General features: G+C 70.9%; 24 protein-coding genes and 1 pseudogene. 13 read left to right on the forward strand and 12 right to left on the reverse strand.

Annotation, left to right across the window (positions count from 1 at the left end):
- Window positions 1-19 precede the first annotated feature (19 nt).
- The gene (tpg, locus tag ACZ4W9_RS29215; protein ID WP_467940811.1) at window positions 20-607 is read right to left on the reverse strand and encodes a telomere-protecting terminal protein Tpg; all 588 of its coding nucleotides are present in this window, start codon (window positions 605-607) and stop codon (window positions 20-22) included.
- Window positions 608-705: 98 nt separating this feature from the next.
- Here tpg (ACZ4W9_RS29215) and ACZ4W9_RS29220 point away from each other — a divergent pair.
- A pseudogene (locus ACZ4W9_RS29220) lies at window positions 706-1,232 on the forward strand (DUF6233 domain-containing protein).
- Between the two features lie 37 nt (window positions 1,233-1,269).
- On the opposite strand, the gene ACZ4W9_RS29225 reads toward ACZ4W9_RS29220, so the two are convergent.
- Window positions 1,270-1,491: a hypothetical protein gene (locus tag ACZ4W9_RS29225; protein WP_467940813.1), complete on the reverse strand. Its 222-nt coding sequence runs from the start codon at window positions 1,489-1,491 to the stop codon at window positions 1,270-1,272.
- Between the two features lie 195 nt (window positions 1,492-1,686).
- On the opposite strand from ACZ4W9_RS29225, the gene ACZ4W9_RS29230 reads away from it, so the two are divergent.
- The 5 genes from ACZ4W9_RS29230 to ACZ4W9_RS29250 all read left to right on the forward strand — a co-directional run bounded on the left by ACZ4W9_RS29230 (window position 1,687) and on the right by ACZ4W9_RS29250 (window position 4,443).
- Window positions 1,687-1,962, forward strand: a complete 276-nt coding sequence (locus tag ACZ4W9_RS29230) for a hypothetical protein (RefSeq protein WP_467940815.1) — start codon at window positions 1,687-1,689, stop codon at window positions 1,960-1,962.
- Window positions 1,963-2,217: 255 nt separating this feature from the next.
- Complete coding sequence (locus ACZ4W9_RS29235; RefSeq protein WP_467940817.1) at window positions 2,218-2,436, forward strand: hypothetical protein; 219 nt, start codon at window positions 2,218-2,220, stop codon at window positions 2,434-2,436.
- Window positions 2,437-2,456: 20 nt separating this feature from the next.
- Window positions 2,457-3,017 carry a hypothetical protein gene (locus ACZ4W9_RS29240; RefSeq protein WP_467940819.1) on the forward strand — a complete coding sequence of 187 codons (561 nt, stop codon included), beginning with the start codon at window positions 2,457-2,459 and terminating at the stop codon, window positions 3,015-3,017.
- Window positions 3,014-3,802, forward strand: a complete 789-nt coding sequence (locus ACZ4W9_RS29245) for a hypothetical protein (protein ID WP_467940821.1) — start codon at window positions 3,014-3,016, stop codon at window positions 3,800-3,802. Before ACZ4W9_RS29240 ends, ACZ4W9_RS29245 begins: the two co-directional genes overlap by 4 nt.
- A gap of 32 nt (window positions 3,803-3,834) precedes the next feature.
- Complete coding sequence (locus ACZ4W9_RS29250) at window positions 3,835-4,443, forward strand: hypothetical protein (protein ID WP_467940823.1); 609 nt, start codon at window positions 3,835-3,837, stop codon at window positions 4,441-4,443.
- A gap of 185 nt (window positions 4,444-4,628) precedes the next feature.
- On the opposite strand, the gene ACZ4W9_RS29255 is transcribed toward ACZ4W9_RS29250, so the two are convergent.
- Together ACZ4W9_RS29255 and tpg (ACZ4W9_RS29260) are read right to left on the reverse strand one after the other, a co-directional pair.
- The gene (locus ACZ4W9_RS29255) at window positions 4,629-5,189 is read right to left on the reverse strand and encodes a hypothetical protein (RefSeq protein WP_467940825.1); all 561 of its coding nucleotides are present in this window, start codon (window positions 5,187-5,189) and stop codon (window positions 4,629-4,631) included.
- A gap of 293 nt (window positions 5,190-5,482) precedes the next feature.
- Window positions 5,483-6,028 (reverse strand): telomere-protecting terminal protein Tpg, encoded by a 546-nt coding sequence (tpg, locus tag ACZ4W9_RS29260; RefSeq protein ID WP_467940827.1) that lies wholly within the window; start codon window positions 6,026-6,028, stop codon window positions 5,483-5,485.
- A 42-nt stretch (window positions 6,029-6,070) separates the two neighbouring features.
- Here tpg (ACZ4W9_RS29260) and ACZ4W9_RS29265 point away from each other — a divergent pair, with 42 nt between their 5' ends.
- Together ACZ4W9_RS29265 and ACZ4W9_RS29270 are read left to right on the forward strand one after the other, a co-directional pair.
- A complete protein-coding gene (locus tag ACZ4W9_RS29265; protein WP_467940829.1) occupies window positions 6,071-6,943 on the forward strand; it encodes an LLM class flavin-dependent oxidoreductase in 873 nt (290 codons plus the stop codon).
- Window positions 6,944-7,110: 167 nt separating this feature from the next.
- A complete protein-coding gene (locus ACZ4W9_RS29270) occupies window positions 7,111-7,479 on the forward strand; it encodes a hypothetical protein (RefSeq protein WP_467940831.1) in 369 nt (122 codons plus the stop codon).
- A gap of 443 nt (window positions 7,480-7,922) precedes the next feature.
- Here ACZ4W9_RS29270 and ACZ4W9_RS29275 read toward each other — a convergent pair whose 3' ends face one another.
- From ACZ4W9_RS29275 to ACZ4W9_RS29305, 7 genes are all read right to left on the reverse strand, one after another.
- Window positions 7,923-8,780 carry a hypothetical protein gene (locus ACZ4W9_RS29275; protein ID WP_467940833.1) on the reverse strand — a complete coding sequence of 286 codons (858 nt, stop codon included), beginning with the start codon at window positions 8,778-8,780 and terminating at the stop codon, window positions 7,923-7,925.
- Entirely contained in the window at window positions 8,767-9,120 is a 354-nt protein-coding gene (locus ACZ4W9_RS29280) for a hypothetical protein (RefSeq protein WP_467940835.1), read from the reverse strand. Before ACZ4W9_RS29280 ends, ACZ4W9_RS29275 begins: the two co-directional genes overlap by 14 nt.
- A gap of 74 nt (window positions 9,121-9,194) precedes the next feature.
- Complete coding sequence (locus ACZ4W9_RS29285) at window positions 9,195-10,205, reverse strand: NAD(P)H-dependent glycerol-3-phosphate dehydrogenase (protein WP_467940837.1); 1,011 nt, start codon at window positions 10,203-10,205, stop codon at window positions 9,195-9,197.
- Window positions 10,202-11,095, reverse strand: a complete 894-nt coding sequence (locus tag ACZ4W9_RS29290) for a class I SAM-dependent methyltransferase (protein WP_467940839.1) — start codon at window positions 11,093-11,095, stop codon at window positions 10,202-10,204. Before ACZ4W9_RS29290 ends, ACZ4W9_RS29285 begins: the two co-directional genes overlap by 4 nt.
- Window positions 11,092-12,240, reverse strand: a complete 1,149-nt coding sequence (locus ACZ4W9_RS29295) for a YcaO-like family protein (RefSeq protein WP_467940840.1) — start codon at window positions 12,238-12,240, stop codon at window positions 11,092-11,094. The genes ACZ4W9_RS29290 and ACZ4W9_RS29295 overlap by 4 nt, the downstream gene beginning before the upstream one ends.
- Entirely contained in the window at window positions 12,227-13,483 is a 1,257-nt protein-coding gene (locus ACZ4W9_RS29300; RefSeq protein ID WP_467940842.1) for a TfuA-like protein, read from the reverse strand. The genes ACZ4W9_RS29295 and ACZ4W9_RS29300 overlap by 14 nt, the downstream gene beginning before the upstream one ends.
- 334 nt (window positions 13,484-13,817) lie before the next feature.
- Entirely contained in the window at window positions 13,818-14,042 is a 225-nt protein-coding gene (locus ACZ4W9_RS29305) for a hypothetical protein (RefSeq protein ID WP_467940844.1), read from the reverse strand.
- A 321-nt stretch (window positions 14,043-14,363) separates the two neighbouring features.
- Between ACZ4W9_RS29305 and ACZ4W9_RS29310 the strand changes: the two genes are divergently transcribed.
- The 3 genes from ACZ4W9_RS29310 to ACZ4W9_RS29320 are packed head-to-tail and all read left to right on the forward strand — an operon-like array spanning window position 14,364 to window position 15,863.
- Entirely contained in the window at window positions 14,364-14,891 is a 528-nt protein-coding gene (locus ACZ4W9_RS29310) for a hypothetical protein (protein WP_467940846.1), read from the forward strand.
- A complete protein-coding gene (locus tag ACZ4W9_RS29315) occupies window positions 14,888-15,232 on the forward strand; it encodes a PCC domain-containing protein (RefSeq protein WP_467940848.1) in 345 nt (114 codons plus the stop codon). Before ACZ4W9_RS29310 ends, ACZ4W9_RS29315 begins: the two co-directional genes overlap by 4 nt.
- A 43-nt stretch (window positions 15,233-15,275) precedes the next feature.
- On the forward strand, window positions 15,276-15,863 hold the full coding sequence (locus tag ACZ4W9_RS29320; protein ID WP_467940850.1) for a hypothetical protein: 588 nt from the start codon (window positions 15,276-15,278) through the stop codon (window positions 15,861-15,863).
- Here the strand turns inward: ACZ4W9_RS29320 and ACZ4W9_RS29325 are convergent.
- Window positions 15,838-15,978: a hypothetical protein gene (locus ACZ4W9_RS29325; RefSeq protein WP_467940852.1), complete on the reverse strand. Its 141-nt coding sequence runs from the start codon at window positions 15,976-15,978 to the stop codon at window positions 15,838-15,840. The genes ACZ4W9_RS29320 and ACZ4W9_RS29325 overlap by 26 nt on opposite strands.
- 177 nt (window positions 15,979-16,155) lie before the next feature.
- On the opposite strand from ACZ4W9_RS29325, the gene ACZ4W9_RS29330 reads away from it, so the two are divergent.
- Together ACZ4W9_RS29330 and ACZ4W9_RS29335 are read left to right on the forward strand one after the other, a co-directional pair.
- The gene (locus tag ACZ4W9_RS29330) at window positions 16,156-16,773 is read left to right on the forward strand and encodes a hypothetical protein (RefSeq protein ID WP_467940854.1); all 618 of its coding nucleotides are present in this window, start codon (window positions 16,156-16,158) and stop codon (window positions 16,771-16,773) included.
- Window positions 16,774-16,880: 107 nt separating this feature from the next.
- Window positions 16,881-17,855: a hypothetical protein gene (locus tag ACZ4W9_RS29335; protein ID WP_467940856.1), complete on the forward strand. Its 975-nt coding sequence runs from the start codon at window positions 16,881-16,883 to the stop codon at window positions 17,853-17,855.
- Window positions 17,856-17,999: the final 144 nt, after the last annotated feature.

Raw genomic sequence — 17,999 nt, forward strand, 5'->3', positions numbered from 1 at the left:
GGTCTGGAATTCAGCCTGGTCAGAACCGGAACTCAATTTGCGAGACGTGTGTGAAATCTGCGCGCAGGCCGACGGCGCGGGTGCCCCATTGCGTGAAATAGGACTCGGTGATGGCCTCGGCGACGATCGGATGCAGGTCTTCCTCCGTCGCACCGGCCTCCTGGAGGTCCAGGATCTGCTTCGCGTAGGTGGGCGAGATCGCCGTGGTGATGGTGCGCTCGCGGCCGTCGTCCGAGCTGCCCGTGCAGGTGAATCCGAAGTACGCGGTGACATCCACCATCATGCCGCTGGAGGTGGCCGCCTGGTGCCGTGCCTGTGCTCTGACCTGCGGTTGCCACTCGGATTCGGTCTCCTCCACCAGGGCGGCCCGCAGGCGCTTCTGCGGGGTTGTCAGCGTCCCAGCGCGGTAGCGCTCTACCGTGCGGCGCGAGACACCCAGGCGCTCCGCCAGGGCCTGCGTCGACCCCTTCGCCCGCGTGAGAAGGAATTTCACCTGAGCCTTTGCGGATTTCGGCGCGGGCCGGGTGACCACCTTCCGCTCCGCCCGTGCGAGGGCCTCCAGAACCTTGCCGCGGCGCGGGGCCGACTGCGAGTCGTTGATCGTCATGGCCGCAGCCTCGGCCGTCTCCCCTGTGGACAGAGGCCGGTGGCCGGGCAGGTCGTGCCGGGCGTCGCTGTCCCGGCGTCCGTCCGTACGGTGGGGGTATGACGACGTCCTCCGCCCCCGACCCGGCGCCGGTGCCGGTGCCCATCAGGGTGCTGCTGCCCGGGGACCAGGAGGTCGTCGCCCGCCTGTGGTCCCGGCGCCAGGTGCCCGACGGCTGGAGGTACGAGGTGGGCCTGCCGGCGTTCCGAAACGGCCCCGGGGATTCGGTGGAGGCGGCCGAGTACCGGGTCTGCGCGCTCCGGACCATGTGCGGCCCGTGGCCGGCGTCTCGTACGACCAGGTGCCCACTGAGTACTTGCCGAAGCCGTCGCTGGTGGAGCAGGCCCTCGGACCGAGCCGTCCGTCGGGCTGGGTGATGGCGAAGGCCGGCGGCCGCGGTCCCGGCCGGGGCGGTGTCGTGCACGCCGTCGACTGCGAAGAGGCCCCGGTCGGGGCACAGGTGCTGACGCTGGAGCGGGCCCTGGACGTGGCACAGCAGCCGGGCGTCCGGCTGTGCTCACTGTGCGACGCGGCTGCCGAACTCGACCCCGTCCTCAAGGGCTTCGACCACGGCTTCGAGGACTGATGTCCAGACTCAGATGTTGCCCTGCGGGGCTCCTGCCTCAGTCCCGGATGAGCTGCTGGAACTGTGGGCAGCCGACGGCGTGCCACTCCCTGACGAGAATCTCTCCCTCAGCGACCACGACTTCCGCGTGCCAGGGCAGGCAGTTGTGGCACGCATGGATCTCGTACGAGTTGCCGTCGTCGTCGAACGCCCTGAGATCGACGGAGCCGACCGGTGCTCGGTAGGTGACGTCCTGTTGGTGATCTGCGCCTTCTGCCATGCCGGTCAGTATCTCGTTGTCACTGACTTGTGCCACGTTCCCACCGTGCCCACCTGGCCGAGAGACCAACTCCTCCGCCGAGGCGGTTGGGTTCTTGACGGATGAGCAGGCGGCCTGGTACGGGTCGTTTCATGAGGTGCCCTCGCGGGCGGAGCTGGAGCGGTACTTCTTCCTGGACGACGCGGCCGGAAGGAGGTGCAGGCCAAGAGGCGGTCGCACAACTGGCTCGGAACCGCAGTTCAGTTGACGAGTGTGCGCTTCCTGGGCCGGTTCATGGCGGACCCGTGGCAGATGGGTACCTGCTCCAGCAACCTGGCCAGTGTCATTCCAGGATTGTTCGTGGACGGCCCCAGCGCCGGGCACAGGTCACTCCTCCGCTGCGTCGCCGTCTTCGTCTGCACCCTGCTCGCGGGGCAGGGTGATGGTCAGGTGCCGGATGCGGTCCTGGATGAGGACGGCGTGCAGGACTGACGGCGGCCCTCAGCCTGATATCTCCACCGTTGGCCTATGTGTCGTGTGGTTCACCTTTTGGCCTACAAGGAGGTGCCGGGCGAACGCCCTGGTCGGAGAGTGGGGTGGGAGGAAGGAGTGGCTGTGTCAGTGTGGCGAGACGCCGTTCGCGGCTCTCCTGCGGGGCCTATGCCCTTCGTCCTCCTTGCCCGTCTTGCCCTGTGCCATCTGTCGAGAGGGCTACGGGCGTCGAGTGTTCGGAAGGAGTTGTTCACCATGGCAGGAAAGACCGCGTGGTCCCTGGCGGCGACAGTCGGAGCACACCCCGAACCGAAGCTCCTGGACAGCGCGCCTGCGCGTAGCGTCCTCGTGGAAGGTGATCTTTGCTGGGGAAAGCCGGAGCGCTGGCTACGGCCCGAGGAGGTGCCGGTACGTGCTGAGCAGGCCGGAGTGGCGGACCTGATGTCCGCCAGGGAGCGGGCGCTGCAGGGCTGACAGTCCCGGGCTTCGAGCCGATGGACATGTACGAGGCCGGGCTGGCCACCGTGTTGGTGCTGTGGCTGGCGCTGACAGCGGTGGCTCAGCTCGGTGAGGCGGTGCCGCGGGTGAGGGAGGTGCTGTCGGCGGGGCCTTTGCGTCTTGTGCTTCCCGCCTACAACTTCTTCGCCCCGGTTCCGGGCACCACCGACGCGCACCTGCTGGTGCGGCTCCGGCTTCCGGGAGACGACCCCGGTCCCTGGCGGGAGTTGACCGATGAGCCGGTACGGAGGCGGTGGGACTGGGTGTGGAACCCGGGCCGCAGGGAGTGCAAGCAGATGGCCGACCTCGCCGACTACCTGGCCAGGACTGACCCGCGGTGCGAGGTGCTCTCAACGGTGCTGTCTGTTCCTTATCTGCTGCTTCTCAATCGTGCTGTCGCGGCCGTCACCGATTCCGGGCTGACGGCCGACGCGCAGGTGCAGTTCCTCATCGCTCACTCGCAGTGTTCGGATGGCGAGGTCCGGTCGGACGTGCGGTTCCTGTCCCGGTGGCACCCGCTGTCCGGCCGCCCGGCCGCGGAAGGAGCCCACCGGTGACTGTCGACGCCGAGACGGCCCTGCGGTGGGTGGAGATCCTCGCCGGCATCGGCACGGTGATCATTTGTGCTGAATTCCTCGCCCGCCCGGCACTGTTGGACGACGCGTCGCTCGCCAGCTGGCCGCTGCTGCGACTGCGCGCGCGCCGCTGGGCCGCCTGCGGGGACGCACTGTTCGCCTATCCCGGGGTCTTGGTGCTGCCCGGGCTGCGGATGGCCGCCGCCGCGACGATCCTCGCCTGTCCGCTGCACGGCCCCCTCCACACGGCCGTCCTGGGTGCCGTCGCCGCCACCTCGGTGCTGTGGATGATGCGCGGTCCCTCGGGAGACGAGGGCGCCGACCACCTCCTGACGATCACGTTTACCACCCTGACCCTGGCGTCCCTGCACCCCACCCCCGGGGTGATGCGTCTGGTCCTGTGGTTCCTGGCCGCGCAGGCCGCCCTGGCGTACTTCACCTCCGGGATCTACAAGGCCGCCTCACGCGTGTGGCGGGACGGCAGTGGACTGACCGGAATCCTGAGCACCCGCGCCTGGGGCACTCCCGGCCTGGCCGTCTGGGCCAGAGCCCATCCCTCGGCCGCCGCATGGGCCTCGCGCAGTGTCATCTGCGCCGAGACGCTCTTCCCGCTGGTGCTGCTCGCCCCGCCTGCCGCCCTGTGGCCGCTGCTGGCCGGCGGGGTACTGTTCCACCTCATCTGCGCGGTGGTGATGGGGCTGAACGTGTTCCTCTGGGCCTTCACGGCCACCTACCCGGCCCTGGCGTACACGGCCCTGGCCCACTGAACCACCCGTCCCGCGTCTCCTGGGAGGCACACATGTCCACCGCTGTCGCCGTGCGGCGCTACGACCAGCGGCAGGCAGAGGCCGTGTGTCCCGTCCTGCTCGCTCTCTATGCCGGGGTCCTTCCGCCTGGGGCAGTGCCGCCTTTCGCCGAGCGGTTCGCCGAACGGCTGCAGGCCCACACCGCGCAGCCCGGCTGGACATGTGCCATCGCCTACGACGGCGAACAGCCCGTCGGCTTCACCTACGGCGTCCCCTTGCCTCCGGACACCGACTGGTGGAAAGGGCTACTGGCCCGGCCGCCCGCCGAGATCACCGCCGAGACCGGTCACCGCACCTTCAATGTCGAGGAACTGGTCGTACACCGCCCCTGGCGCAAGACCGGCACCTCACACCGTCTGCTCCACACGTTGCTCGACGCACGCCGCGAGGAACGCGCGGTCTGCCTGACCGGAGTGAAGCTGGGCGTCTACTACCAGACAACATGGGGCGCGCGGCCCCTGGGCGTCTACCGCCATCCCGACCCGGACGCCCCCTCCCTCAACGCCTTCCTCTGCCCCCTGCCCCTGCCGGCCACAGGCGGCCGAGCACAGGATCAAGGAATCCTGAGATCGGGGGCCATACTGGCGAATTACGCCAACTGAAGTACTCAACCGCCAAGGCCCGTGGAGGGCGTCTCGCACGACCAGATGCCCACCGAGTACCTGCCGAGCCGTCCGTCGTGGACCAGGTCCTCAGGCCACGCCGCCGGCCGGGCTGGGTGATGGCGAAGGCCGGCGGCCGCGGTCCCGGCCGGGGCGGTGTTGTGCACGCTGTCGTGAGCAGCGGTTCAGCGGCGGATGACGGTGTAACCGGCGTCGTTGACGGCGGCGGTCCACACGTCGCGGTTGAACCACTTGGTGATGTCCGGCTGCATCTCGGTGATGGTGCGCATCCGGGCCTGCCAGTCGTGTCCGGCCGGGCCTCGGCTGCCGTCGCACCCGGCGCAGCCGTCCTCGCCGTGGATGTGGCCGGCCATCCAGGCGTTGACCGCCACGTTGAGGATGACCGCGTACAGGTCGCCGCCGGTCTGGGCCAGGGAGTCCGGCACCCCGGCGAGGACCAGGGCGAGCTCCGGATTGTCGATCGGCGGCATCGGGGCCTGCCCGGCGTCCTTCTCGCTGCTGCTCTCCTCGTAGGAGGCCTGACTCCGCGCGAGCCGGTCGGCCAGGGCGGAGGCGTCGAAGTACCGCCAGGCGGAACGCACCTGGATCCCGAGCCGTTCCGCCACGGTGTTGATGTTCTTCTCGATCGTGTCCTCGACCGTCGACGGCGCGAACGTCACCCCCCGGTGAGCCAGTTCCGCAAGCGTCTGGGCAACGGCTTCTTTGAACGCCTTCGTGTTACGCACCCCCGCATCGTAGGCGGGCCGGTGCAGCCGCTGGACGGCTTCGCCCGCAATTGACCGGCGCCGACGTGCAGTTCGGGCGGTGTTGTCAGTGGCGGCTGCCATCATCCGGCCATGCCCATCAGCCGGGAGTACGCACGGCCGGCCTCCTCCCAGCCGCACAGGTTCCGGGTGACCGGCACGTGAGGGTGTCGTTGAGCAAGGCATCGCGTCGATGAACATCCGACCCCCCGCGGATACGCGAGCGAGCCCGGACCGATGCGGTCCGGGCTCGCGGGCTGTTCGGGGCGCGGCTGCTACAGCTCGAACTCAAGGTGCTCGATGTCCGTGAACCGGACCTCCTCCAGGGAGCCGGCGCGGCGGCCGCCGTCCTGGAAGTACACCTCCTTGAGCGCTTCGGCCGCGATCTCCTGGAGCTGCTGGTCGCCGGCACCCTGCTCCTGGGCGTCGAAGAGGCGGGCGGCGTACTGCGGGGGCAGGGCAACGGTCAGGTGCCGGATGCGGTCCTGGTCCGTCGACCCGATCGGCGCGGTGTAGCCCATGCGGGCGCGGGTGTCGATGACGATGCCGCCGGTGGTGGCCGCCTTCTGCCGAGCCCTGGCCCGGATCTGCGGCTGCCACCGCTTCTTCACCTCGCGCTCCAGGCGCGCGGCGAGCCTGCCTGCGGGGACCAGGACTCGTTCACCGGTCTGCGGATTTGCTGCGCGGCGCGCGGGGGTGTGGACCGCCTGGAGCCTGCCGAACCCGGTCACGGAGACGGCGTCGCCGTCCAGGACGCGCCGGACCAGAGTGTCCAGCACCACTTCCAGGGCTTCGGCGGCAGCCGACCCCGTACCTGGCAAAGCCGTTGATCACCTCTTCGGCCGGACCGTAGGTTCCGTCGCATGACGAATCTCCGGATCGGTGTGATGTACGACCGCGACTGGGTGCCCGAGGAGTTGCCCGCCTTCGCGCGGCGGGTCGAGGCGCTCGGCGCGGACGACCTGTGGGTGGTGGAGGACCTGCGCTGGAACGGCGGGGTGTCGGCGGCGGCCGTGGCGCTGGGCGCGACCGAGCGGCTGCGGGTGGGCATCGGGATTGCCCCGGCGCCGTTGCGCAGCCCGGCCCTGCTGGCGATGGAACTGGCCACGCTGGCACGGGTGTTCCCCGGCCGCCTGGTGGCCGGGATCGGTCATGGCGTACGGGAGTGGATGGAGCAGGTCGGGGTGGCGCCGCGCTCTCCGCTGGCCCTGCTGGAGGAGACGATCACCGCGGTGCGGGCGCTGCTGCACGGGGAGCGGGTCGCGGTAGAGGGGCGGGAGGTGCGGATCGACGGCATCGAGCTGGTGCATTCGCCCGCCGAGCCGCCACCGCTGGTGGCGGGGGTGGTACGGCCGCGCTCGCTGGAGCTGTCCGGGCGGGTCGCGGACGGCACGCTGATCGCCGAGGGCCACGGACCGCGGGACCTGGAGCACATCCGGGCGCTGCTGGCCAAGGGCGGCGCGGGTGACGACCACACGCTGAACGTGTTCGCGTTCGCCTGCGTCGGCGACGACCCCGAGGAGGTCGCGCGGACCCTGCACCCGCACACCGAGGGGCACGGCGCCTGGCTGGGCCGCCCGCAGAAGGAGGTCTTCACCGTCTCCGGCGACGCCGCCGGGGCCGCGGCACGGATCGACGCGCTGGGGGAGTCGGGCGCCGACACCGTCGTCCTCCGGTTCGTCGGCGCCGAGCCGCTGCGGCAGCTGGAAGCGGTCCTGGAGGCCGCCCGGCGCTGACCCGCCCTGCGTCGACACGCAGGTCAGCGGGCTCTCCTCGCTCCGGACCGGCGACGACCTGGCGGGAACGCCGCCGTGCCCGCCGGGCCGGCTGACCGTAGGCCCCGAGCTGGCGATCGTCGTGTCGGCGGTCAAGGCCACGGTGAAGGGCGGCATCGGCAAGCTGCGTGAGCGGCCGCGCGGGGAGGGCTGGCGGCCGGGCGAGCCGTGGCGGGCCTATCGCGCACCGCGATACCTGGGAGTGGCTCGCCGCCCTGGCCGCCGGCCACAGCCACTTCCGTACCCCGCCCTCCGTCGAGGACATCAAGGACGGCCGCGAGGGCCGCGTCCAGACCGTCCTGTCCGGACGCTCTCTCATCGCCCTGCTGATCGAGCTGTGGAGCACCCGCTCCGCAGCGGCTCCGCTGCAGAGCGAATGGGCCCTGGCCACAATGACGTACAACCGCATCGCGGCCGAACTCACCGACCCCGCCGGGCAAGGCCAGACCATCCGCTTCGTCCTCGACGACGGCTATCCGCCGGAGACCGGCGACTGACTGTCACCGCCTACGGAACAAGAGACTGCGGCCGTTCCGCACCCGTGCGGAACGGCCGCCCGAAGCGGGCAAGGCGCCCTGACCGCCGGACATTCCGCCGTCCGCGACGATGTCGGGCTCGGGGAAGGCACGGCGGCTCAGCTCCCGCATCGCGGCGGTCTGCCGCTCGACCGCCTGCCCGGGTCCGCCAGGGACGGCCTGGCGGCCTGCCGGCGGGCCTCGATCGCACGGCGGTAGCCCTCCGGCGGCGTCCGGCGCTCCACCGGCGCGGCGGACATGGCCGGCTGCGGGGCCGGGGCGGCGACCGCCCTGGCGGGGTCGGATTCGGGCAGCGGGCAGCGCCAGCGGCTCGGCGGTACGGCCAGCGGTGGCCCGCCTCGCGTTGGTGGTGCGTTGAATCGCAGGTCAGCAGCTTGACGCGGGGCGCCGGGTAGGTCCCAGGATCAGGCGGCGAAGGCGAAGTAGGTTCCCGTCGTCAGGCCGGAGAAGGTGATCAGCTGTCGGGGCTTGAGGCAGCTGAACGCGGTGTGCATCGCGATGCCGGCGGCGACGGCGTACGGCACCGTCTGCGGGATGAGGAGCGCGATAGGCAGCGCGAGCTCCGCCGCGATGACGGTAGCGGCGATCAGGCGCCACAGCCGGATGTCGCGGTCGGTGAGGTTGCCCAGGTGGCGGCGGACGAGGGCAGGGACGGCGTACTGGCCGCGGCGGTGCGGGAGGTGGTCTCTGACCTGGGTGTAGGTGTGGATCCACTGGGCGAGGTAGAGGCCGCTGCGGAACTGGTTGCTGCGGATCTTCTGCCAGGCGCTGTTCCAGTAGGTGTCCGTGGTGATCAGCACGAGGAGGCACTGGGCCCATGTGTTCGCGGCGCTCGGGGCGTGTTCGATGCTCAGCCCGTGGCCGAGGTCGCCGGCGAGCAGGAGGCAGGTGCCGGTCAGCAGGGTGTAGCGCACGGCGTTGGGGCTTTTGAGGTAGAGCAGTTCCATGGCGGCACCGGCCAGGACCACCAGCAGGGCGAGGCGGGGGGCGGCGCCGAGTGCCAGGGCGGGTGCGGCGGTCGTGCGGACGAGCAGCGCGGGCCGGTACACGGTTGCGAGGAGCCGGGCCCGGCGGGGGCCGAAGCGCTGTTCGGTGAGGTGGAGGCTGAGGGAGTTGGGGGCGAGGCGGTCCCAGCCGCCCTGGCCGAGGGCGAGGGTGAACCGTGCGGTGAGCACGGTGCCGAAGACGATCCGGAACAGCTGGAGTCGGCCCGGGTCGGTGGGGCGGGTGAAGCCGGAGGCGAGGGCGTCAAAGAACCACACGGCTGGCCACCACTTTCATGGGCTGCTCGCCGCGGGCGGACAGAACGCGGCCGGTGCCGTCGATCCGGTCGTACCTGCCGCTGGTGGTGAGGTGGTCGAGGATCGCCTGGAGCTGGGGTGGTCCGAGGATGAAGGAGCCGGGCGAGAGGTGGTCGTAGATGTTGACCGGCTCGCCGTGGCCGTTCTTGGTGCCGGTGAGCTGGACGATGGTGAAGGTGGCGCGGCAGAACATCTTCCATCGCAGCCAGCGGCCGGGCAGAGGGGTGAAGCCGGTGATCATCCATGCCACGAGGGCGAGGGTGATCACGGTCTGGGCAGCGAGCAGCATGGATTCGCGCATGGGGTGAGGACCTCCGTGTCGGGAGGGTGAAGGCGAGGTGCGGCAGGTTCCCGTGGGCCGGGGTTCCGCTGGGGTCAGCGCTCGGGCTTGGGGGGGCGCTGCATCAGCGCGGACGCGGCCTGGTCGAGCGTGACCTTCTCGTGCAGCAGGTCGGAGACGATCTCGGTGATCGGCATCTCGACGTCGTGGGCGTGAGCCAGGGCGAGGATCGCCTCGGCGCTCTTGACGCCCTCGGTGGTCTGTCGGGTGGCCGCGGTCGCTTCGGCCATGGTCAGGCCGTGGCCGAGGTGGGTGCCGAAGGTGCGGTTGCGTGACAGCGGGGAGGAGCAGGTCGCCACCAGGTCGCCCATGCCGGCGAGGCCGGCGAGGGTGGCCGGGTGGGCGCCCATCGCGGTCGCGAGCCGGGTGGTCTCCGCGAGTCCCCGGGTGATGAGCATGGCCTGCGCGTTGTGGCCGAGCCCCATGCCGGAGGCGATGCCGACCGCGAGGGCGATGACGTTCTTCACCGCACCGCCGAGCTCGCAGCCGGTCACGTCAGTGGAGGTGTAGGGCCGGAAGTACGGGGTGTGGCACGCGCGCTGGATGCGGCGGGCGGCGTCCTCGTCGGTGCAGGCGATGGTGGCGGCGGCGGGCTGACCGTCCATGATCTCGCCCGCGAGGTTCGGGCCGGACAGCACCGCGACCCGGTCGGCGTCGATGCCGGTCACCTCGGTGATGACCTGGCTCGCCCGCAGCCCCGAGCCGATCTCGATGCCCTTCATCAGCGACACGATCACGGTGCCCGGGCCGATGTGCGAGGCCCAGGCCGCGAGGCTGGTGCGCAGGGACTGTGCGGGGATGGACAGCACGAGGAAGTCCGCGCCCGCGAGCGCGGCGGCCGGATCGGTCGTCGCGGTCACCGTGTGGGGCAGGTCGACGTCCGGGAAGTAGCCGGGGTTGCGGTGCGTGGTGTTGATCGCGTCCGCGATCTCACCGCGGCGGGCGTGCATGATCACGCTGGTGCCCGCATCGGCCATGATCTTGCCCACGGCGGTGCCCCAGGAACCAGCCGAGAACACCGCCGTACGGGCGTGGTGCTGGTTCACTGCGGGGTCTCCTTGCCGGACTCGGGCCTGTCGCCAAGGTGGCGGCCGGGCGCGGCCATCCTATCGGCCGCCCCGTCTTTGGCAGGGGTTGATGGGAGGCGTCGCAGCGTCAGCAGGACGGCCCGCCTTCCGCGCACCTTGGGGAGCATCCGGTGTGCCTCGTGGAGCATGTTCTCGGCCGGTGCCTGGCCCAGCTCGCGCCGCAGCTGGTCGGCGTGGGCGATCCACAGCCGGTAGAGCCGCTCCCACATCGCGGGCTCGCCGGGCCGCTCGTCCAAGTGCTCCTGCGTCAGGCCGGCGGCGGCGACCTGCTCGTGCCACGCCGGTTGTGCACCTCGCCGCAGCGCACGAGTGACGACCAGCCGGCCGCCCGGGGCCAGGACGCGGCCGAGCTCACGCAAAGCGGCCCCTCGGTCGGCGGCGCCGCCGAGGGCGTCCACGCACACGATGCCGTGGGCGCAGCCGTCGGGCAGGCCGGTGTTCTCCAGCTCCCCGACGTGGAAGACGGCGCGGTCGGCGGCGGGCCCGAGGAAGTGGGCGCGGCGGGAGGTGGCCTGGGCGGCGGCGACGTGTGAGAGGTCGAAGGCGGCTAGGCGGACGGCGAGGGCGTGGGCCAGCCACAGGCCGATGCCGCCGGCGCCGCATCCGGCGTCCACGAGGAGCTGTCCGGGACGCATCCGGAGTCGCGCGGTCAGCAGCCCCAGCAGGCGCCAGTCGCAGGAGCTGGAGGCGGCGACCTCTACCGGGTAGTCCGCGCCCATCGCCTGGGCGTACAGGCTGGCGACCAGATCGGTGCGGGCGCGGGCGGCGTGGAAGGCGTCGTACTGGGCCGAGCGCCCCTGCGCGGGTGCGGACGGCGCTGGGGGCGGGCTGCTGGTCGTGGGGTTCATCGGGGCATTGACCTTCTGATCCGGGAGCGGGTGCCGGGGCAGACGACCTGCACGGCGTGAACGGGGGCGTGCGAGACGGACAGGTCCAGGACGACGGGCTCGTGGGTGGTGACGTGCTGGAGGCGGCGGGCGACGTCGCGGGCCTGGTCGGCGAAGTGGCCGGCGGCCGGGGTGAAGCGGGCCGTCGCCTGCGGCCACGGCGCGAGCCCCGCCCTCTGGGCGGGGCGCAAGGGCGAGGTGTCGAAGCTGCCGGGATCGGCGGGCAGGTCGTCGCGGGTTCCGGCAATGGCGGCGAGCCGGGACTGCGCGGCCTCGGTCACCGCCCGCGTCAGCGCGATGGCCGGGTCGCTGTGGCAGCCGCCGCCCGCGAAGACGACGGGGTAGTCCTCCGACCACAGATAGGCGACGCACACGGGCAGCCCGTACGGGCCGTCCACCAGGGCGATCTCCAGCGGCATGCCCGCGGCCGCGAGGCGGGCGATGACCTCCTGGCCGAACGGGTCGTCGACCGTGCGGGGGTCGATCAGCGTGCGCCGCCGTCCGCCCGCATGCGTGTCCCGGTACAGTACGTCGCGCTCGACCACCTCGAGCAGGGCGTGCACCGCTGCCTCGTCGCGGGTGTTACCGCAGGCGAGTCCGGTGCTGGTCGCCCGCCACACTTCCGGGGTCCAGTCGGGGCGCTGGCCGCGGCGGCGGACCAGGTCGACCGGCAGCAACATCTTCGCCCCGCTCAGCAGGCCCGCGCCGTGCGTCCACTCGCACACCACCTGGGCGAGGGCGTGCTCGGGGTACGGGGCGGTGGTCGGCAGCGCGGTCACGGGGCAGCCGGGGGCGACTTCGGCGGCTGGGCCCACCGCGGCGACGGGCAGCGGCTGCTCGACGTGCCACAGCTCGATCGCCTCCATGACCGCCGACAGTTTCGCCAGCAGTGCGGTGGCGCCCTTGCCCTGCGTCGCGGACAGGGTCTTCGACGCGGGCCTGATCGCCGTCCACACCGGCAGCCCGATCACGTCCAGGCCCGTCAGGTCCGCGAGGCGGGTGATGCCGAATTCCTCAAGGCGGCCGGCCACCGCCTCCCACGTCTCCTCAGGCGTCCGGGCCCGTACGGTGCCAGGCAGCGCCACCAGCTCGTCAACGCCCACCACGGGCCGTCTCCATCCTCTTCGTCTCTTCCCAGAACCCGGGAACGAACCGCTTGGCCGCCTCCACCGCGCTCGCCGCCCGGGTAAGTCCCCGCGCGGACGCCTCCGCGTCGAACTCCCGCTCGCCGCACCGCCACGCCCCGAGCAGGAGGTCGCGGGCCACCGCGTCGCGGATGGCCGCCGTGGAGAAGCCGGGCCGGCTGCGGCGGGCCCAGGCGAGTGCGTCGGCGTACCGGGCGACCGCGCACCGGTCGGCGGCACTTTCGCCAGCCAGCAGCAGCGCCACGGTCTGCTCGTCGCGCAGGTCGGGCCTCGGGTGGAACACACGGTCGGCGGGCAGGCTCCCGCCGCACACCTGGGCCAGGCGTGCGGCGAGCGGCAGCCCGGGCCCGCCGCCGGCAGGGTGCCGGGAGAGGTGGTCGAGGTAGGCCGCCCACCTGTCGCGGAAGGCGGGGTCGAACACCTGCTGGTAGACGAGGCGGTCCTCGGTGGACAGCTCCAGGCCGTCCACCCGCTCCCGCACGGCGGCGTTGGACCAGCGGCGGAAGTAGGCCGTCTCCCACTCCGGCGGCGAGGCTGCGACCACGCTCGTCGCCGCGGTGGTGCCGGCGAGCGCGCCCCGCACGGCGGCGATCGCGTCGACGCGCTTGAGGTCACCGAAATGCCGGTCCTGCTGACGCCGCTCGGCCAGCCAGTCGGCGAACGCCCTCTCGCCCCGGCTGCGGCACACGGCCCGCACAGCGGCCCAGGTGCGCTGCGGGTAGTAGACCGCGCGCAGCTCCGACAGGAGCCCGACGGCCCGCCCGGCGTCGAGAACCTGGTCCGCGACCGCGAGCTGAAGGGCGTGCCTGAGGTTGACCAGCGGCCAGGTCAGCGCGTCCCACGCGCCGTCCGGGGCCTGCCCGACCGCCACCTCGTCGTCGCCGTCGATGTCCCCGCGGACGTAGGCGGTGTAGATGTGGCCGACGCCGAGCATCCCGTATGGCGCCAGTTCGGCCGCCCGCAGCGCGCCGATGCTCGCCGCCCCGACCATCCGGATGCCCCGGCCCATCGCCGCGAGGATCTCCTTGTGCCGCAGTGCCGGCGCCTGGTGATACACGCCGTCAATGAGGACCACCGTGTCGCCGTCGCGGATCGCGGGGTCGAACAGGTCGCCGTGCCGCGCCGGCGGCCACACCCGCACACCCGGTGCGGCAAGCTGCGGCTCGCACCGCGGCAGCGTCGGCCCGACGAACACGTGAATCACTACCGGCCTCCAGGGTGAAGCGCGAGGGGTGCCTCTTCCCCGGCCCCGAGGCCGGGGAAGAGGCACCCAGGTCAGGGCGCGGACGGGGGCGAGGACTACTCCTCGTCCTCCACGTCGACGGCGACCACGACGGGCCCGGTGACCTCGTCGGTCTCCTGGGCCGGCGCCTGGGCGCCGATGGCGGCGTTGGTGGACTTGGACTGGGCCATGGGATGGCTCCTTCTCTGCAGAGATCGGCGGTGCGGAACGGTTGCCCGCATCCGGTGGTGCCGCGGGCCCCCTGGGAGGGGGACCGCCTGCCCGCCCCTCGGTTGAGGCGGGAAGCTGATGGGGTTCAGTCCTGGGTGAGGGTGCGGTGGTCGGCGACGATCCACTCCATGCCGCCGCCTTCGGGGCGCAGGAAGACGGCGCAGTCGGTGACGCGCCGGGTGGAGGGGTCTTCCCACTCGCCGATGAACTGCACGATGCCTCGGCGGCCGTCCTCGTCGACGGCCGCGGCGCCCTCGGTGAGCCAGTCGGGCAGCTGCCGGTGGGAGACGGGCCGATGTGCGGTGTTCATGACGCAACCTCCATCGGTCGGACTCCCGCAAGGGTGAACCGTGCCGACACCGTCACGGAGGGGCATCCGGAGGGGCATCATGTGCTCATGCCGATCGGACAGTTGATCCGTGATCTGCGATTACTCAAGCCTTGGTCCCAGGTCCAGCTCGCCGAACAGCTAGCCATTTGTGCAGGTGACCCGACCGGGGCGCCGGACCGGGACGCGGTCAAGCGGTGGGAGAGCGGGAAGGTCATTCCCGGCAGGTACTGGATCGGGCACTTGTCTCGCGTACTGGGCGTCCCTGTCGAGCAGTTGGAGGCGGAAGCTAGGCTCGACCGCGTGAACCGACGAGCCTTTCTGGGACTGTCCGCCCTGGCCGTCACGCACGGCGCGCTCGCCACCGAGATGGCAGCCAGCATCGCCGGGAGCGACCCGGTCCCCCTGGCTCGCGTCCAGACCACGCACGGCGCGGACATCGTCACCGCGTCCATGGCGGACAAGGCATCCACCGTGCGCCTGCTCCGGTGGATGCTGGACGGCGACGTACCGATCCTGCGGGTCAACGCCGCGGGCATCCTCGCCAAGCTGCCCGGCCAGGACCAGGCCGACCAGGTCGCCCGCGGCCTGACCCACGACGAGGAGGTCCGCCACCTCTACATGACGGCCGTCACCTCCCGCGTCTGCGCCGTGGACTGGACGACCGCCGGACGGATCGTCGCGCAGCCCGCCTCGTACGGCCATCGCGCGGACTTCCTCGCCACCCGCTTCGCGCGGGAGGCCATCAACCCCCAAGACTCTGGCGCCCGCTGGTGCTCCTCGGTCATGCTGCGGGAGCTGAGCCCCATGATCGGACGGAGTCCCGCATGATCGTGTTCGAAGTCCCCGCCGGCGAACTCGTCGACGAGCTCAACCGCCAGGCCGCCGAGGCCGGCATCACCGACGCAGCGATCGTCTCCCTGATCGGAGCCGCCGACTCCTTCACCGTCTCGACCATGCCCGAAGGCGACGCGCTCAAGGACAACATCACCAAGTACGACCTGCCCGGCGAGATGACCGGCACCGGCGAGATCCGCAACGGCTTCGCCCACATCCACGTCGTCATGGGCGTCGAAGGCGACCGCGCCATCGCCGGACACCTCCACGAAGCGCACATCGCCACCCACTTCGCCCGCGCCTACGTCATCCCCGTCACCTCACCGGGCACATAGGAATCCTCCTCCAGCACACCCTGGCATCAACGTCTTCGCGGCCGTGCTCGATGTCGTCCTCGGCCGCCCGGCCGCGCTCACCCCCACCGCCCGCGGTCACGCCACCGTACGGTTCATCACCAGCCCGCACACCGGACGCCTGACCTCACTCAGCCGCCTTCCGGAGCAGGGGCCCGGGGTGCCGTTCGTCCGATGGCGGGCAGCAGTCGGCGACCTGGTGCACGTGGCGAGGACCAACACGGACCGGCTGGGCTGCTTCGTCGTCACCGGTCAGGACGCGGACGAGGTCGAAGAGCGAGCCGACGCGCTCGGGCGGCGGATCCGGATCCAGGTCGAGCCGCTGCCCGCGGCGGACGGGCCGGGTCAGGTCAGGTCAGGTTGGCGAGGACGGCGGCCATCGCCGGATAGCTTTCGGCGATCGAAGAGCACGAGGCCGTTGCACAGCAGGCTCCAGCCCTACTCCGGGTGGGCGGCCACGACGTACGCGGCTTCCCGGTCGGAGCTCTCGGCGACCGGGCACTTCGGCGTACGCAGGCAGGGCCGATCAGCAGTCCAAGCGGTAGCCCGTCGATGGCGCGGGGAGGCCCCGCCGAGCATGGACGGCCTCAGGCGCCGCCTGAGGCGTAGTTGACTCCGGCCGGCAGGGTCCCTGCCTTGGGGTCCCACAGGTGGAACATCTGGACGTCGCGCCGCTCGGAGCGGTGGTCGTCGTGTGGGTCGTGGTGGGCCTGTGCTGGTGTCAGCACCTTTCACTTTTCTTTCACATGATCACAATAAGTCACATATTGATCACATTCGGCCAACCGCTGCCTGATCAAGTCCTGGCCCGTGATCGAACCGCTTAGATCACCTCATTCGCCCCATGTTCATCGGAACTACCGAGGAACAACACAGGAGGCGGACCAGAAAAGGGGGGCATACGCGTGGCGATCAAACGGAGGACGATCTTCGTCATAGGTGCTGCGAGCGCTGCTCTGGTCGCGAGTACCACCGTTGCCCAGGCAGCCTTGACCGACAACATGTACCCGACCGCCAATTACAGCCCCACTTGCCGAGACGGCGAGCTGGGCGACACGTTCTGCCAGACCGACAACAAGACGCTGACGGTCTACCGGGAAGACAGCCTGACTTCCGCCGAGAAGAACACCATCTCCCGGGCCGTGAAGGACTACTACGGTCCGACCGACCTGGTTGTGAAAATCGAGTCCGCAGGCGTGTACGCGGGCGGCTCTGAGACAGACATCGTCTACAAGGAGAAGACCCTGGGGCGAGGCAAGATCGGCATCACCTGGTGTGACGATGCCGTCGCGTTACGCAAGTGCGACCAGCATTACGTCGCCTTCAACAAGGACCACACCGGAATCGGCTCCGTGAACAAGTCGGACGCCTGCCATGAGACCGGTCACGCCGTCGGCCTGACGCACGGGCCCAACGCCAGTCCCGCCCTGGGCTTGTACGACGACCGTCTTGGCTGCATGTCCTACAACGACGTCTACCGGCTCGGAGCGAACAACAAAGAGAACATCAACTCGACCTACTAGACCCGACTAGGAACACAGGGGGGAATTCCGTGGCAATATCCACCAGAGGGAAAATCACTGCAGCTGCGCTCGGCGCAGCCCTGGCCGCATCCTTGGCAGGTGCGGCCGTGCTCGGCCCGTTCGGCGGTGCCTCGCACGCCGAAGCCGCCGGCGGCGGACGTAACGATGTGATCATCGCCGAGTCGAAGGACGGCATCCCGTCCGCCACCGCGACCGACTGGGTGTCGTACGGGGACCAAGCGGCCGTCGTTCACGTGACGGCCGAGCACGAGGGCGCTGCGGACAGCGAGGAGATCGCGGCCGGCGAGGGGTACCTGTCCCGGACCGTCGACCTGCAGGTGAAGGAACGGGTGTGGTCGCGTTCCGGCGCCACCGCCCTGCCCGCCGCCCTGACGATCGTCGCCGACGGCTGGTCGTTCAAGGGGGACGCCAAGACCCGTGTGGGCTCAGTCGAGGCCTCTCGGCTCGAGGTCGGGCACGACTACCTGATCGCGCTCGCGCACTACGCCGACGGCGAGTGGGCGACCACCGGCACCGGCGCCATCCTGCCGTACGACGGCGGCGAAGTGGGACAAGGCGAGTACGAGGGCTCGACAGTAACCGCAGCCGCCTACCGCGCCAAGATGCAGGCGAAGCTGGTCTCGGGCGCGGAAGAGCCGCTGGCCTACCGAGCCAGCACCAGCGCCGCTTCCAGCGTCAAGACGTTCCTGACGAGCGCGACACCGAACCCCACTGCCGCTGAGAACTACAACCTCGACGCGGCGGCCCGGGCCAAATTGGTCGCCAAGGCCGCGGCGGCGGCAGCGGCGGCCGCAGACACGTTCTGCAATGTGGCGGCCCCGCTCGCCACCGACGCCGGGAGCACGTACACCCGAGGAGAACTGGCCGACCTCGTCACAGACCTCGCAGGCCTCACGGACAACGTCGGTGATAAGGCCCGGCTGATTGCCTTCGCAGCGCAGTTGAATGCGAGCGCGGACCCGGCGACCTGGGGAACCCGCGAGGTCACCGTGCTCAGCATCGAACGTGCCTGCTCCATTGACGTCGATCTCCTGCCCAACGACGTCGAAGAAGCGGAGTGAGCGGCACGCGGTGAGCACACGCTGATCACCGCGAGATGAGCACGACGAAACGGCTGCGGGGGGGGGGGGGGGGGGGGGCCCCCCCCCCCGGAAGAGCAAAAAGGAGGGAATAAACAGAAACAGAACCGGAGACACCAACAGGGG

Source organism: Streptomyces sp. NPDC029296, from assembly GCF_055569255.1.